Below are 15,180 nucleotides of genomic sequence, written 5' to 3' on the forward strand. Positions count from 1 at the left end.
ACCCGGTCGGCCCGTGCTCCGGGTGTCAGCGCGTGTTGTTCAGCAACGGCACCATCTGGTCGATGGCGTACGGAATGCTCAGCACGGTGTTGAAGGAGACCGCCGCGCCGGTCGGGTTGTAGGGCACGAACACCGCGCGGTTCTCCTTGGCGACCTTCAGCCCGGTGTAGACCTTGTCGGCCTGGACGGTCTTCCGGGCGTCGGGCACCGAGGTGAGGAAGACCAGCCGGTCGGTGTCGAGCAGGTCGGCCCGCTCGGACCCGATCACGGCCGCCTGCTCCTTGCCGGCCGCCTCGGCGACGGCGTCGGGGACGGTCAGGCCGAGGCCCTTCATGAACTCCACCTTGGCGTCGCCCGGCCCGAACACCGCGTACTGGCCGGGCTTGAACGGGTCGGCGACGGCGAACGTCTTGCCGACCAGCTGCGGGTTCTGCTCGCGGGCCCTGGCGAACCGCTGGTCGACGGCGGCGATCAGCTCCTTGGCCTGCGCCTCCTTGCCGAGGGCGCGCCCGGTGACCAGGGTCGCCTCCTTCCACGGCATGGCGTAGTCGTCGTACCGGGCCGACTGCGCGACGGTCGGCGCGATCTTGGAGAGCTGGTCGTACTGCTCCTTCGTGATGCCGGTGTAGAGGGCGAGGATCAGGTCGGGCCGCAGCGCCGCGATCTTCTCCATCTTCAGGTCCTCGCGCTGCCCGACGACGGTCGGCGCGGTGCCGCCCCACCTGCCGGCGCTCCACGGGTACTTGTCGACGCTGAGGCCGAGGCCGGTGAACTCGACGACGCCGAGGGGCTTGACGCCCAGCGCCAGCACCGCGTCCTGGTCGGTCCAGCCGACGGTCACCACACGCTTCGGCGAGGCGGGCACCTCGGTGGTGCCGTACTTGTGCTGGATGCGGACGGGGGCGCCCTGACCGGCGGCGGCCGCGCCGTCGCCGTCGGAGCCGTCGTCGCCGCCGCAGGCGGCCAGCCCGAGCGTCATCAGCAGTACGGCCGCCAGCGCCAGTGCGATCCTCCTGGCGGACGACGGACCCGCGGACCAGGGCGGTGTGGGGGACAGCGATGTGGGGGACATCGACTCCCTTTCGGAATCGGTTGAGCGCGATCTGCCGGGCATGACGGAATCGCGGGAAAAGCTCGGCGTCGGCGCGATACTAAGGTAAGGCTTACCTAATCACAAGACCTTCGAAGCCTGTAAGGTATGGCTCACCTAAGTTCAGACGTGGCCCTACCCCGGACAGGTTGTGATCGCGTGACGGTTGATGACCGGGCCGGACGGTCCGCGCTGGTGGCGGCGGCGCTCGGGCTGCTCGGCCTGCTGTGCCTGCTGTCTATCGCGGTGGGCAGCCGGCAGATCCCTCTCGACGAGGTGGTGCGGGCGCTCACCGGGCCGCGCGACACCGAGGTCGGCACCATCGTGTGGGACGTGCGGGTGCCGCGCACCCTGCTCGGCGTGCTGGCCGGTGCCGCGCTGGGCCTCGGCGGGGCGGTGATGCAGGCCCTGACCCGCAACCCTTTGGCCGATCCGGGGCTGCTCGGCGTCAGCGCGGGCGCCGCGTTCGCCCTGATGCTGGCGGTCGGGGTGGCGGGCATGACGTCGCTGTACGGGTACGTGTGGTTCGCGTTCGCGGGGGCGGTCGTCGCCAGCGTCGTGGTGTACGTGCTGGGCGGGCTCGGCCGGGGCGGGCAGACACCGGTGAAGCTGGCGCTGGCCGGGATCGCCGTCACGTTCCTGCTGGAGTCGGTCACCCGCGGCGTGTCGCTGGTCGACCCGCAGGTGCTCAACCGGTACCGGTTCTGGTCGGCCGGGTCGCTGGCCGGGCAGAACACCGCGCTGGTCACCCAGGTGCTGCCGTTCCTGGCGGTCGGCGCGGTGCTGGCGCTGAGCCTGGCGCCCGCGCTGAACAACCTCGCGCTCGGCGACGACGTGGCCGCCTCGCTGGGACGACGGCTGCGGCTGGTCCGCGCGCAGGGCGCGGTCGCGGTGACGCTGCTGACCGGCGCCGCCGTCGCGGTCGCGGGCCCGATCGTGTTCGTCGGGCTGGTCGTCCCGCACGCGGTGCGCGCCGTCAGCGGGCCGGACCACCGCTGGCTGCTGCCGCTGACCGCGCTCGTCGCGCCCTGCCTGCTGCTGGCCGCCGACATCGCCGGACGGGTCGTGGCCCGTCCCCAGGAGGTCGACGTCGGCGTGCTCGCCGCGTTCCTCGGCGCGCCGTTCTTCATCGCGCTGGTCCGCCGTCGCCGCCTCGCCGAACTGTGAGCCCGGACATGAGCCTGATCGAAGTGACCCGGCTGGCGGGGCGCACCGCCGTGCGGGTGGCACGGCCGCCGGTGTCGGGGGTCGTGCGGCCCCGCCTGCTGGCGACGTGCGCGGCGCTGGCCGCCGCGGCGTTCCTCGTGCTGTGCCTGGGGCTGGGCTCGGGCGACTATCCGCTCGGCCTGCACGAGGTCGTGCCGGCGCTGTTCGGGGCGGGCGACGGCGGCACCGTCCTCGTCGTCCGGGAGCTGCGGCTGCCGCGGGCGCTGGTCGGCCTGCTGGCGGGCGCCGCGTTCGGCATGTCCGGGGCGATCCTGCAGACCCTCACCCGCAACCCGCTGGCCGGCCCCGACGTGATCGGCATCACCCAGGGCGCGGGCACCGCCGTGGTCGGCGGCATCGTGCTCGGCCTCGGTTCCGGCCTCGGCACCCAGACGCTGGGGCTGGCCGGGGCGCTGCTGACCGCCCTGCTCATCTACGTGCTCGCCTGGAACCGCGGCACGACCGGCTTCCGCATCGTGCTCGTCGGCATCGGGGTGAACTGGATGTGCGCCAGCGCCACCCAGTACCTGATCGTCAAGGCCAGGGAGTTCGAGGCGCAGCAGGCGGTGGGCTGGCTGGTCGGCGACCTCAACGGCAGGAGCTGGGACAGCGTGCGCCCGCTCGCGTTCGCGCTGGCCGTGCTGGTGCCGGTCGCGCTGCTGCTCGGCCGGTGGCTGCGCGCCCTGCAGCTCGGCGACCAGGTGGCGGGCGGGCTCGGCGTCCCGGTGCAGCGGGCGCGGCTGGCGCTGCTGTGCGTGGCCGTCGGGCTGGTCGCGTTCGCCACCGCCGCGGCCGGGCCGGTGGCGTTCGTGGCGCTGGCCGCGCCGCAGATCGCGCTGCGGCTGGCGGGCACGCCGCGGCCGCCGCTGACCGCCGCCGCGCTCACCGGGGCGCTGATCGTCCTCGGCTGCGACCTGGTCGCCCAGCGAATGTTCGCCGACCTCGAACTGCCCGTCGGCGTCGTCACCGGCGTGTTCGGCGCGCCGTTCCTGCTCTGGCTGCTCGCCCGGGCCAACCGCATCGGCTCTGGAGGCTGAACCGTGACATCCACGTCCATCCGCACCCCCGGTTCCGTCGACGTCGCCGCCGGAGCCGAGCCGGACCTGCGCGCGAGCGGGCTCCGGCTGGCCTACGACGACCGCGTGGTGGTCGACGGCCTGGACATGGTCGTCCCGCCGGGGCGGATCACCGTCATCATGGGCGCCAACGCGTGCGGGAAGTCGACGCTGCTGCGCGCGCTGGCCCGGCTGCTGACGCCGCGCGGCGGGGCCGTGCACCTGGACGGCCGCGCCATCCACACCATGCCGACGCGGCAGGTCGCGCGGCGGCTCGGCATCCTGCCGCAGTCGCCGGTCGCGCCGGAGGGGCTGACGGTCCTGGACCTGGTCGGCCAGGGCCGCGCCCCGCACCAGACCTGGTGGCGTCAGTGGTCGTCCGCCGACGAGGACGCGGTGACCGCGGCGCTGCGCGCGACCGGGATGCTGGAGCACGCGGCGCGGCCGGTGGACGAGCTGTCGGGCGGGCAGCGGCAGCGCGCGTGGATCGCCATGGCGGTGGCGCAGGGCACCCCCATCCTGCTGCTGGACGAGCCGACCACCTACCTGGACCTGGCCCACCAGGTGGACGTGCTCGACCTGGTGGTCGACCTGAACCGGCGCGAGCGGCGCACGGTGGTGATGGTGCTGCACGACCTGAACCAGGCGTGCCGGTACGCCGACCACGTCGTCGTGATGAAGGCGGGCGCGATCGTCGCCGAGGGGCCGCCCGCCGAGGTGGTCGACGCCGAGCTGGTCGAGGACGTGTTCGGGCTGCGCTGCCAGGTCACCACCGACCCGGTCAGCGGAACGCCCCTGGTCATCCCGATGGGCCGCCACCACGGCGCGCCCGCACCCGCGACGGACGATCCCCGGGACGGAAACGGAAACGGGGACGGGGACGGGGCGCGGGCCGTGTCCGGCCACGGCCGCACGGCGTCCTGACCGTTGCCGGCCGCGCGCCCCGCCCGTGCACGGCGGCGGTCAGTTGCGCATGGCGTAGGAGTCGCGGTGGAAGCCGCTGAGCCGCTCCCCCACCGAGTCGGCGATCTCCCCGGCCCGGACGGCGGTGTTGGACAGCAGCGTCGAGCCGATGCCGTGCGTGTGCTCGGTGGCGCCCTGCAGGTACAGGCCGCAGCGCATCGCGGGCGTGGTGGCGATGCGGTAGTCGCGTTCCACGCGCAGGCCGCCCTCGGGGCGCCGCACGCAGTACTCGCCCGCCTCGCCGAGCAGCGTCAGCGGGTCGCAGGGCCGGTATCCGGTCGCGTAGACCAGCGCGTCGGCCTCCAGGACGGTGCGTTCGCCGGTCGGCAGGAACTCGACCGTGGCGCGCACCGCCGCGGCGTCGCACTCGACGTCGGTCACGCGGGAGGCGTTCATGATGCGCAGCCGCTCCCTGCCCTGCACCTTCTCCTGGTAGTGCCGCCGGTACAGCTCGTCGATGAGCTCCAGGTCGACGACGGAGTAGTTGGTGGAGCGGTGGTAGCCCATCAGCGTCCGCTTCACCTCCTCGGGGGCGGTGAAGAAGTGGTCGACGGCCTCGGGGTCGAAGACGCGGTTGGCGAACGAGCTGTCGTCGGCGGGCGTGTAGCCGTACTTGGCGAACACCGCGCACACCTCGGCACCGGTGAACGTGCGGTGCAGGTAGTCGGTGACCTCGGCGCCGCTCTGCCCGGCGCCGACCACCAGCAGGCGGCGCGGGTCGCGCAGGCCGGGCGCGCGGTCGAGCAGCTCCTCGCTGTGCCAGATGCGCTCGCCGGCGACCGCGCCGGCGGGCAGCACCGGCTCCAGACCGGCGGCGACGACCAGGTTGCGGGCACGCCGCGTGGTCAGCTCGTCGGAGCGGCCGCCCTGCCGCACCAGCACGTCCAGGTACTCCACGACGCCGTCGACGGCGACCGGGGTGACGGCGACGACCTCCGAGCCGTACTCGACCTGGCCGGCGAAGGCCGCCGCGGCCCATTCCAGGTAGTCGTGGAACTCCGCGCGCGAGGGGAAAATCGTCTTGTGGTTGATGAAGTCGGCCAGCCGGCCGCGCTCGCGCAGATAGCTGAGGAACCCGAAGCCGCTGGCCGGGTTGCGCATGGTGACCAGGTCCTTCAGGAAGGACACCTGCATGGTCGTGCCCTCGATGAGCATGCCGCGATGCCAGCCGAACGCCGGTTGCTTCTCCAGGAACACCGCGTCGACCGCCTGACCGGTGCGCTCGTGCCGCTCGCGCAGCGCGATCGCCAGGGCCAGGTTGGACGGGCCGAAGCCGATGCCGACGAGATCGTGGACGTGCGCGTCCGAGGGGGGCATGGAAGGGCGCCTTTCCAGGATCCGACAGATGGATTAGGCGGGCGGATTAGGTTAGCCTCACCTAATTGAGGCGAGCCTAACCTTCCCTGATCCTCGGCACAAGGAGGCCACATGCGGGTCGTGATGTTCGGCTACCAGACCTGGGGGCACCGCACGCTCCAGGCGCTGCTGGAGTCCGAGCACGACGTCGTCCTCGTCGTCACCCACCCCAAGAGCGACCACGCCTACGAGAAGATCTGGGACGACTCCGTCGCCGACCTGGCCGCCGAGCACGGCGTCCCGGTCCTGCTGCGCAACCGGCCCGACGACGAGGAGCTCATGACCCGGCTCAAGGAGGCCGACCCCGACCTCATCGTCGCCAACAACTGGCGCACCTGGATCCCGCCGCGGATCTTCACCCTGCCCCGGTACGGCACCCTCAACGTCCACGACTCGCTGCTGCCCGCCTACGCGGGCTTCTCCCCCATCATCTGGGCGCTCATCAACGGCGAGAAGGAGGTGGGGGTCACCGCGCACATGATGAACGAGGAGCTGGACGCCGGCGACATCGTGGTGCAGCGCGCCGTCCCCGTCGGCCCCGCCGACACCGCCACCGACCTGTTCCACCGCACCGTCGACCTGATCGGCCCCATCGTCGCCGAGTCGCTCGACTTCATCGCCTCCGGGCGCACCGACTTCACCCCGCAGGACCGCTCGAAGGCCAGCTTCTTCCACAAGCGCTCCATCGAGGACAGCCGCATCGACTGGACCTGGCCCGCCGAGGACATCGAACGCCTCGTCCGCGCGCAGTCCGACCCGTACCCCAACGCGTTCACCTACTACAAGGGCGAACGCGTGCGCGTGCTGAAGGCGTCGGTGTCCAAGGGCGTCTACGGCGGCACCCCCGGACGGGTGTTCATCCGCGAGGGCGACGGCGTGGTCATCGTCGCGGGGGCGGAGGCGCGGCGCGGCCGCAGCCACGGCCTGGTCGTCGAGCGCGTCCGCACCGACGACGGCACCGACCTGCCCGCCACCGAGTACTTCCGCACCATGGGCGGCTACCTCACCGGCCGGCCGTGACCGGCGTCATCGAGGCGCTGCGCGACGAGACGGGCGCCATGGCCGAACTGCTGGCCGAACTCGTCCGCATTCCCAGCGTCGGCGGGTCGGCCGCCGAGGTCGAGATCCAGGAGCGCCTGGCCGGATGGATGCGCGACGAGGGCCTGGAGGTCGACCACTGGCCGATCGACGTGGACGCGGTCACCGCCGAGGACGCCTTCCCCGGCGCCGAGGTGCCGCGCACGCGGGCGTCCGGGCTGGTCGGCCGCCTGCCCGGCACCGGCGGCGGACGCTCGCTGATGCTGAACGCCCACGTCGACGTCGTCCCGCCCGGCGACCCCGGCGCCTGGACCGAGGACCCGTTCGGCGGCCGCGTCGCCGGAGGCCTGCTGTACGGGCGCGGCGCGTGCGACATGAAGGGCGGTCTGGTCGCCGCGCTGTTCGCGGTGCGGGCGCTGCGCCGCGCGCAGCCGCGCGGTGACGTGCTGGTCGCGTGCGTGGCCGGCGAGGAGGACGGCGGGCTCGGCTCCTACGCCCTGCTGCGCCGCGGCTGGCGCGCCGACGCGTGCGTCATCCCCGAGCCGACCGGGCTGGACGTCGTGCCCGCCAACGCCGGCGCGCTGACGTTCCGGCTGCGCGTGCGGGGCCGCGCCGCGCACGCCGCCCGCCGCGGCACCGGGGTCAGCGCGGTGGAGCGGTTCTGGCCCGTCTTCGCCGCGCTGCGCGACCTGGAACGGCGCCGCAACGCCGACGTCGATCCGCTGATGCGGCGCTGGGACCTGCCCTACGCCATCGAGATCGGGACGGTGCGGGCGGGCGACTGGCCGTCGACCGTGCCCGGCGACCTGGTGGCCGAGGGCCGGATGGGCGTCGCCCTCGGCGAGTCCGAGCGGGCGGCGCGGCACGCGCTGGACGAGGCGGTCGCGGACGCCTGCGCCGCCGACGACTGGCTGGCGCGGCACCCGGTGCTGGTCGAGTGGTGGGGCGGCCGGTTCGCCTCCGCGCGCCTGCCCGCCGACGACGGCGGGCTGCTGGAACGGCTGGGCGCCGCGCACACCCGCGTGACGGGCGACGCCCCGGGAGTGTGGGGCGCCCCGTACGGCAGCGACCTGCGGCTGATCACCGGGCTCGGCGGCATCCCGGCCGTGCAGTACGGGCCTGGTGACGTGGCCCGCATGCACGGCCCGGACGAATGCGTGTCCCTGGACGAGGTCGCCGTCGCCGCGCAGACGCTGGCGGCCTTCGCGCTCGACCACTGCGGAACGGGCGGGTAGCCGCGCCGCGTCAGGTCCCCGCCTCGCGGATCCATGTCGTCATGCCGGACGGGAGGCCGGTGACGGTGGCGCGGCCGTCACCGTCCACCCTGGCCGACAGCACGGCCCGGCCCACGCGGATGTTGCCGGCCGACAGTTCGCGGAACCCGGGCACCGGCGCCAGCGCGACCCGCCCGGACGGGACGTCGACGTCCAGGCCGAGCAGCGCCGTGACCAGCGCCGGTGAGACGGCGGCGGCCCACGCCTGCGGGCTGCACGCCGTCGGGTACGGCACCGGCGGCGTGCCGGAGTCCTGCCCGCCGAACAGCTCGGGCAGCCGGTGGCCGAACGCGGCGGCGGCGCCGATCAGGCCGCGCGCCAGCCGCGCCGCGACCGCGGGGTGGCCGGCGCGGACCAGGCCGAGGATCGCGATGACGGTGTCGTGCGGCCACACCGACCCCAGGTGGTACGACAGCGGGTCGAATCCGGCGGCGTCCGGGGTCAGCGTCCGCAGGCCCCAGCCGGAGTCCAGCTCGGGCAGCCGCGCGGCGACCTTCGCCTCCTCGGCGGCGGTGAGCAGGCCGGTGCCGAGCAGGTGGCCGAGGTTGGACGCCACGCCGTCGACCGGGCGGCCGTCGCCGTCCAGCGCGATCGCCGGGTAGCCGCCCGCGCCGTCGTCCACCCAGAACCGGGCGCGGAACCGTTCGGCCAGGTCGGCGGCCCAGCGGCGCCAGCGGTCCGCGCCGGGTCGGCCGAAGGCGTCCAGCAGGTCGGCGCCGAGCACGGCCGCCTGGTAGGAGTACGCCTGCACCTCCGACAGCGCGACCGGCGGCCGGGCCAGCCGCCCGTCGGCGTGCTGGACGCCGTCGGCGGAGTCCTTCCAGCCCTGGTTGGACAGCCGGTCGGCCGACCCCACGTAGGAGACGAACTCGCCGTCGAACGTGCCGAGCCATTCCAGCGCGCGTTCCACCGCGGGCAGCAGGGCGGCGACCTCGTCGTCGGGCATGCCCCAGCGGCGTGCCTCGGCGAGCGTGACGACGAACAGGGGCGTCGCGTCGACCGAGCCGTAGTAGATCGGCGGCAGCCAGGTGGTGGCGTCGCCGGGACGCAGCTCGTGCGGGATCTTGCCGGGCGCCTCCTCGGTGACGGGGTCGCGGCGCACGCCCTGGTGGCGGGCCAGCGCGCGCAGCGTCCCGGCGGCCAGCTCGTAGCCGAGCGGAAGCGCCAGGCGCGCCGTCCACAGCGCGTCGCGGCCGAAGAGGGTCAGGTACCAGGGGCTTCCGGCGGCGCAGTAGACGTCGCCGTCGTAGGACAGCAGCAGCGCGCCCAGGTCGGCGACTCCCTGGGCGACGAGGCGGTCGAGCCGCTCGTCGCCCGACCGGACGGTCAGCGGCGCGTCCGCCCACGGCGCCGGGCCGGGCGGCGGAGCCGGGCGGAAACCGGGCACGTCCGGGGGCGTGGCGCGGACGGTGATGGTGGTGGTGAACGACTCTCCCGGCGCCAGCGACACGTCGGCGTGCGTGCGGCCTTCCAGGCGGACCCGGTGGCCGTCCGGTCCGGTCCATTCGGTGCCGTCCTCCAGCGGCGTCTCCGGCAGGCCGGGGTCGTCGCCGGACCGCACGGCGCTGATGGACGCCAGGTCCCCGGCCGCCGCGATCCGCAGGGTCGCGGCGGCCGGGACGTCCCCGGTGTTGCGCAGGACGATCCGTTCCGTGCCGCCGTCGGGGGCGACGGCACGGACCCGCTCGACGGCCAGCGCCCCGGCGGACGCGGTGAACCGGGCGCCGTTCGCGCCGTGCGGCCTCGCCTCGGCCGGCTCGGGCTCGCGTCCGTCGACGGTCACCACGAGACGCGACAGCACGCGCCGCTCGGCGACGTACAGGCCGTCGACGCCGCCGGCGACCTGGCCGCTCGGCGGCGACAGCCAGATCGCGGGCGCCGCCACGCAGGTGATGTGCTCATGGACGGCGGGCTGGGCGGACTGAGGCAAGGGGAACTCCCGTCGGCTAGCGGAGGGTGATCACGAGGGTGGACGTGCCGCGCCGCGCCCCGGCGTCCACGACGACCTCGTCGCCGCGCGCGGTGCGGCGCACGGTCGGGGCGACGGGACGGCCGTCGAGGGTCACGGACGCGACCTCGGCTCCGGACGGCAGCACGTGGCCGAGCCGCAGGGCGACCCCGTCGAGCCGCGCCGCGTTCACCACGGTGCGCAGCGTCCCGCCGCGGGACTCGGCGGTGACGTCGACCGAGCCGGAGCCGAGGCGGATGGACCGCCCCGACACCCGGGACTGGCCCGGCGGGATCTGCGGGACGACCTCCAGCCGCGCCCGCCCCATGTCGGGGTCGACGCCGAGCTGCTGCCGCACGACCGGCCACAGCGTCCCGTACGCGCCCCACGCCTGCAGCACCATGGAACGGTCGGTGAGCTTGCGGTCGATGTTGGCCGGGCTGAAGTCGGGGCTGGCCGCGATCTCCGGCATGGCGCCCGGCATCTCCCACAGGTTCGGGTCGAGCTGGATGCGGGCGTTGGCGGCGGTGTAGCGGCGCTGCTGGGCGAGCCGTCCGTAGTTGCCCTCGGCGACGGCCATGATGCCGTTGCCGAGCGAGTAGACGACGCGTTCGCTCTGCACGGCCGAGACCGCGCTGTCGCAGGACGGCCCCTTGTTGCCGCCCTCCGCCGAGGTCGGGCCCGTGCCGGTGTGGTAGAGGCCGTTGTCGCCGGTGTAGCAGGGCTCCTCGCGCTTGGCCAGGGCGGTGTGCGCGCGTTCGTCCTCGGCGAGCGGCCGGGTGACCTGGCCGGGGCGGACGAGCTGGGCGTCCATGGGCGTCACGCCGATCCAGTGCCGCTGGAACAGCCTGGTGTTGTCGTCGGCGGGGTCGTCGGGGTCGTCGACGGAGTCGGCGTACTGGCGGGTGTCGCCGCCCTTCCACCAGGTCCGGTCGAACGCCTTCTCCATGCGGGCGGCGCGCTCGTCGGCCCAGCGCGCGGTCGCGGTGTCGTTCTTGGCGCGGGCCATGTCGGCCAGGTCGCGCAGCCCGCGGATGGTGTAGACGGTGTTGTCGAGCTTCTCGACGCCCATGCCGGTGCGCTCGACGTTGCCGAGGCCTTCCGGCCAGCCGTCGCCGTCCTCGTCCAGCTTCCCGGTGACGTACCGCATGTTGCGGACGGAGAAGTCGTACAGGTCGTCCAGGAAGCGGCGGTCTCCCGTCCACCGCCAGACCAGGGCCACGGCGCTGGGGAACTTGGCGGTCTCGTCGGTGTTGCCCGCGTCGTCGTCGGCGCCGAAGTACACCGACCCGTCGGAGATCACTTCGTGCACGACCTTGCCGCTGCGGTCGTTGGCGATCTCGCTGGTGTCGCGCAGCGCGCGCAGGTGCGCCTTGATGTCGGTGAACTGCCCGGCGGCGACGGACGCGAACGCGGTGTACTCGCCGTCGGTGCCGAACAGCCACGGGTAGTCGGGCCATCCGGCGCCCAGCCAGCGGGCCACCGGGACCCCGCCCTTGGGCGCCGGGTACTGCCTGCCCTCGCGGGTGACGCGGACGCGCAGGTCGCGGGCCTCCTGCGCGGAGTCGGCCAGGTTCTGCTTGCTCCACTCGACGCTGCGCTGCAGCAGCCGGTCACCGGGCAGGTCGACGACGGTGTTGGCGGCGACGGCGCGGCGGGCGGCCTTCTTGCGGGCCAGCAGACCGGCGGGGTCGCGCAACGCCGACCGCAACGCCGCGCGGGCCTCGCCGTCGCCGCGGTCGGATCCGGCGATCGCCACCCACACGGTGACGTCGCGTCCGGCGGGGACCCGCACGTCGTAGGTCAGCCGTCCGCCGGTGCCCTTGCCGAACTCCGAGTCGTCGCACCGGTCCGGCGTGGTGCCGGTGGCGGGGCAGACGACGGGCGGTTCCTGCGGGCCGCGATGCCCGGACCCGAGCCGGTGCGAGGCGGGGCGGCGGTCGGCGGCGACGAGCGCGGCGAAGTCGTGTTCGGACGCGTTGGGCACCTGCGGTCTTCCGCGTTCGCGGAAGACGAGGGCGCCGTCCTCGTAGGCGCCGGTGTCCGGCAGGTTGTGGGCGCTCTGGTTCGGGGTGGTGCCGCCCCACGGGTAGGCGGTCATCAGCTCGGAGTGGGCGTCGACGTCGAGCCGTACGGTGCGCTTCTCGTCGGCGCGGAACGTCAGGCCGATCAGGCCGGCGCGCAGCCCGTCGGGCACCACGTCGGTGCGTTCGACGCGCACCCCGCCGGACGCGGCGTAACGGGTGCGGGTGTAGCCGTACCCGGCGGTGTGGCTCTCCGCGCGCGTCTGCTTGCCGAGCCACGCGCCGTCCACGCCGAACCACACGCCGTCGAGCAGCTTCAGCGGCGGCGTCCAGAACCCGCCCATCTCCCCGGTGACGTGCCATCCGGACGCCGGGTAGAGCCCGTCGGCGGTGGACATGGCGTAGAACCGGTCGCCGACGACGACGGAACGCCGGTCCGCCAGCCTGGTCGTCGTGGTCAGTTCCTCCTCGGGCGCCCGTTCCCGTGCCTGGGCGGGCGGCACGGCGACCGTCCCGGCGGCCAGGACGGCGGTGGCCGCGAGGGCGATGCCGCGTCTCGTGTCGCGTCTCAAGGTTCGTGTCTCCCCTCGGTTGACCCCCGATGTGCGGAACCGGACCGGCCGGCCGGACCGGTGGACGGGGCGCGGGGCCCGGGGCGGGCGAGCCCCGCGCCGGACGGGTGTCAGGACGTGGCGAGCCAGACGGCGGTGTCGGCGGGCAGCCGGCCGCCGTCCAGGTCGCCGCTGACGAGCAGGACCTCGGCGCCGGCGGGCAGCTCGTACGGCTCGCCGGACACGTTCACCACGCAGGTGAAGCCGGGATCGCGGGAGAAGCTGAGAACGCCGTCGGGCGTCTCGTTCCACCGCATCGTGCCGTCGCCCAGCGCCGGGTTCTCGCGCCGCAGCCGCAGCGCCGACCGGTACAGCTCCAGCATCGAGGCGGGGTCGCCGGTCTGCCGTTCGACGGAGAGGGTCTTCCACAGCTCCGGCTGCGGCAGCCACGGTTCGGCGTCCTCCGTGGCGCTGAAGCCGTACGGCGGCGCGTCACCCGACCACGGGATGGGGACGCGGCAGCCGTCGCGGCCCCGGTTGGCGTGGCCGGACCGCTCCCACACCGGGTCCTGGAGACGGTCCTCGGGGATGTCCTCCACCTCGGGCAGCCCCAGTTCCTCGCCCTGGTAGACGTACGCGCCGCCGGGCAACGCCAGCATGAGCAGCGCCGCCGCCCTCGCGCGCCTGGTGCCGTGCTCCAGGTCGAGGGGTTCGCTCACGTCGTGACGCGGCCCCCGGCCCTCGGTGTGCGGCCTGCCGTACCGGGTGACGTGCCGCACCACGTCGTGGTTGGACAGCACCCAGGTGGCGGGGGCGCCGACGTCGGTCAGCGCGCCGAGGGTCGTGTCGACGACGTCGCGCAGCCGCGCCGCGTCCCACGGAGCCCGCAGGAAGTCGAAGTTGAACGCGGTATGCAGCTCGTCGGGACGCAGGTAGCGGGCCAGGCGCTGCGGGTTCGCCACCCACGCCTCCGCCACGAAGACGCGCTGCCCGGGGTAGCCGTCGGAGACGCGGCGCCACGCCCGGTAGATCTCGTGGACGCCGTCGCGGTCCCAGTGCGGGTGGTCGACGCGGTCGGTGGGTTCCAGGACGTCCTCGCCGTCGCCGCCCAGGTCGGGCAGGCCGGGCGCCTTGATCAGGCCGTGCGCGACGTCGATGCGGAACCCGTCCACGCCCATGTCCAGCCAGAACCCGAGCACGCGCTCGAAGTCGGCGCGCACCTCGGGGTTCTCCCAGTTCAGGTCGGGCTGCTCGGGCGCGAACAGGTGCAGGTACCACTGGCCGTCCGGCACGCGCGTCCAGGCGGGGCCGCCGAAGGTGCTGCGCCAGTCGTTGGGCGGCAGCTCCCCGTCGTCGCCGCGCCCGTCGCGGAAGACGTACCGGTCGCGGGCCGGGTCGCCCGGAGCGGCCGCCAGCGCCGCCCGGAACCAGGCGTGCCGGTCGGAGGAGTGGTTGGGCACCACGTCGACGATCACCCGGATGCCGTGGCCGTGTGCCTCGCGGATCAGCTCCTCGGCGTCGCCGAGGGTGCCGAACAGCGGGTCGATGTCGGTGTAGTCGGCCACGTCGTAGCCCGCGTCCACCATCGGCGAGGTGTACCACGGCGTGATCCAGATCGCGTCGACGCCCAGGTCCCGCAGGTACGGCAGCCGCGAGCGGATGCCCGCGATGTCGCCGACGCCGTCGCCGTTCCCGTCGGCGAAGCTGCGGATGTAGACCTGGTAGATGACCGCGCTGCGCCACCAGGGCGCCTTGTCCGTGTGCTGCACGACGTCCTTTCGGTTGGGGGGAGCGACCCGGCCGCCCGGCGGCGTCACTTGACGCCCCCGGCGGTCAGGCCCGCGATGATGCGCCGCTGGAAGATCAGCACCACGATCACCAGCGGCACGGTGACGATCACCCCGGCCGCCATCTGGGTGCCGAACGGCTGGTCGAACCCGTACGCCCCGGTGAACTTGGAGATCGCCACGGTGGCGGTCTGCATCTCCTTCTTGTTCACCATGGACAGGGCGATGATGAACTCGTTCCACGCCGCGATGAACGTGATGATCGCCGTGGTGAACACCCCCGGCGCGGCCAGCGGGATGATGACGCGCCGGAACGCCTGGCCGCGGGTGCAGCCGTCCACCATCGCGGCCTGCTCCAGCTCGAACGGCAGCTGGCGGAAGAACGTCGTCAGGTTCCAGACCGCCAGCGGCAGCGCGAACGACAGGCTCGGCAGGACCATCGCCTGGTAGGTGTTGATCCAGCCGATGTCGGTGAACAGTTTCAGCAGCGGGACGATCAGCGAGATGCCGGGGAACATCGAGGTGGTGATGACCAGGCCCAGCACCAGGTTCTTCCCGCGGAAGGCCAGCCGGGCCAGGGCGTAGGAGGCGAACGTGCCGACCACCAGGGTCAGCACCGTGGTCGTGCCCGCCACGACCAGGCTGTTGGCCAGCGCGCGCTGGAACCCCACGTCCGGCTCGAACACCGCGCGGAAGTTCTCCATCGACCACGGCGACGGCAGCGGCGCGTTGTCGAACTGGTCCCGCGGGCGCCGGAACGCCGACACGATCATCCAGTAGAACGGTGCCAGGCAGTACACCACCACGGCCGCCACCCCGGCGAACCGCAGCGTGTTCGCCGCCGGGAAACGACGCCGCGCGGGCGCCCCGGCCGACGGTGCGCTCATG

At 73.9% G+C, this 15,180-nt stretch carries 11 protein-coding genes; 5 read left to right on the forward strand and 6 right to left on the reverse strand.

Features of this window, described 5'->3' with window-relative positions; genetic code table 11:
• Positions 1 to 25 precede the first annotated feature (25 nt).
• Positions 26 to 1,072 carry an iron-siderophore ABC transporter substrate-binding protein gene (locus ABZ801_RS24260; protein ID WP_360701606.1) on the reverse strand — a complete coding sequence of 349 codons (1,047 nt, stop codon included), beginning with the start codon at positions 1,070 to 1,072 and terminating at the stop codon, positions 26 to 28.
• A gap of 177 nt (positions 1,073 to 1,249) precedes the next feature.
• Between ABZ801_RS24260 and ABZ801_RS24265 the strand changes: the two genes are divergently transcribed.
• The 3 genes from ABZ801_RS24265 (at position 1,250) to ABZ801_RS24275 (ending at position 4,275) form a co-directional block, all read left to right on the forward strand.
• Positions 1,250 to 2,257, forward strand: a complete 1,008-nt coding sequence (locus ABZ801_RS24265) for an iron chelate uptake ABC transporter family permease subunit (protein WP_344946595.1) — start codon at positions 1,250 to 1,252, stop codon at positions 2,255 to 2,257.
• 8 nt (positions 2,258 to 2,265) lie between these two features.
• Positions 2,266 to 3,333 carry an iron chelate uptake ABC transporter family permease subunit gene (locus tag ABZ801_RS24270; protein WP_360701610.1) on the forward strand — a complete coding sequence of 356 codons (1,068 nt, stop codon included), beginning with the start codon at positions 2,266 to 2,268 and terminating at the stop codon, positions 3,331 to 3,333.
• Between the two features lie 66 nt (positions 3,334 to 3,399).
• Positions 3,400 to 4,275 carry an ABC transporter ATP-binding protein gene (locus tag ABZ801_RS24275; protein WP_360701907.1) on the forward strand — a complete coding sequence of 292 codons (876 nt, stop codon included), beginning with the start codon at positions 3,400 to 3,402 and terminating at the stop codon, positions 4,273 to 4,275.
• A gap of 39 nt (positions 4,276 to 4,314) precedes the next feature.
• Here the strand turns inward: ABZ801_RS24275 and ABZ801_RS24280 are convergent, their stop codons facing one another.
• Positions 4,315 to 5,631, reverse strand: a complete 1,317-nt coding sequence (locus tag ABZ801_RS24280; RefSeq protein ID WP_360701614.1) for a lysine N(6)-hydroxylase/L-ornithine N(5)-oxygenase family protein — start codon at positions 5,629 to 5,631, stop codon at positions 4,315 to 4,317.
• A gap of 111 nt (positions 5,632 to 5,742) precedes the next feature.
• On the opposite strand from ABZ801_RS24280, the gene ABZ801_RS24285 reads away from it, so the two are divergent.
• A complete protein-coding gene (locus ABZ801_RS24285) occupies positions 5,743 to 6,690 on the forward strand; it encodes a methionyl-tRNA formyltransferase (protein ID WP_344946587.1) in 948 nt (315 codons plus the stop codon).
• A complete protein-coding gene (locus tag ABZ801_RS24290; protein ID WP_360701618.1) occupies positions 6,687 to 7,943 on the forward strand; it encodes an ArgE/DapE family deacylase in 1,257 nt (418 codons plus the stop codon). Before ABZ801_RS24285 ends, ABZ801_RS24290 begins: the two co-directional genes overlap by 4 nt.
• Before the next feature lie 10 nt (positions 7,944 to 7,953).
• On the opposite strand, the gene ABZ801_RS24295 is transcribed toward ABZ801_RS24290, so the two are convergent.
• The 4 genes from ABZ801_RS24295 to ABZ801_RS24310 all read right to left on the reverse strand — a co-directional run bounded on the left by ABZ801_RS24295 (position 7,954) and on the right by ABZ801_RS24310 (position 15,179).
• Complete coding sequence (locus ABZ801_RS24295) at positions 7,954 to 9,912, reverse strand: glycogen debranching N-terminal domain-containing protein (RefSeq protein ID WP_360701620.1); 1,959 nt, start codon at positions 9,910 to 9,912, stop codon at positions 7,954 to 7,956.
• 16 nt (positions 9,913 to 9,928) lie between these two features.
• Entirely contained in the window at positions 9,929 to 12,526 is a 2,598-nt protein-coding gene (locus tag ABZ801_RS24300; protein ID WP_344946575.1) for a hypothetical protein, read from the reverse strand.
• Positions 12,527 to 12,636: 110 nt separating this feature from the next.
• On the reverse strand, positions 12,637 to 14,274 hold the full coding sequence (locus ABZ801_RS24305; RefSeq protein WP_360701623.1) for a glycoside hydrolase family 13 protein: 1,638 nt from the start codon (positions 14,272 to 14,274) through the stop codon (positions 12,637 to 12,639).
• A gap of 44 nt (positions 14,275 to 14,318) precedes the next feature.
• Positions 14,319 to 15,179: a carbohydrate ABC transporter permease gene (locus tag ABZ801_RS24310; RefSeq protein WP_360701625.1), complete on the reverse strand. Its 861-nt coding sequence runs from the start codon at positions 15,177 to 15,179 to the stop codon at positions 14,319 to 14,321.
• Between the last annotated feature and the right edge of the window lies 1 nt (position 15,180).

Source organism: Actinomadura sp. NPDC047616, from assembly GCF_040642915.1.
Classification (GTDB): domain Bacteria; phylum Actinomycetota; class Actinomycetes; order Streptosporangiales; family Streptosporangiaceae; genus Spirillospora; species Spirillospora miaoliensis.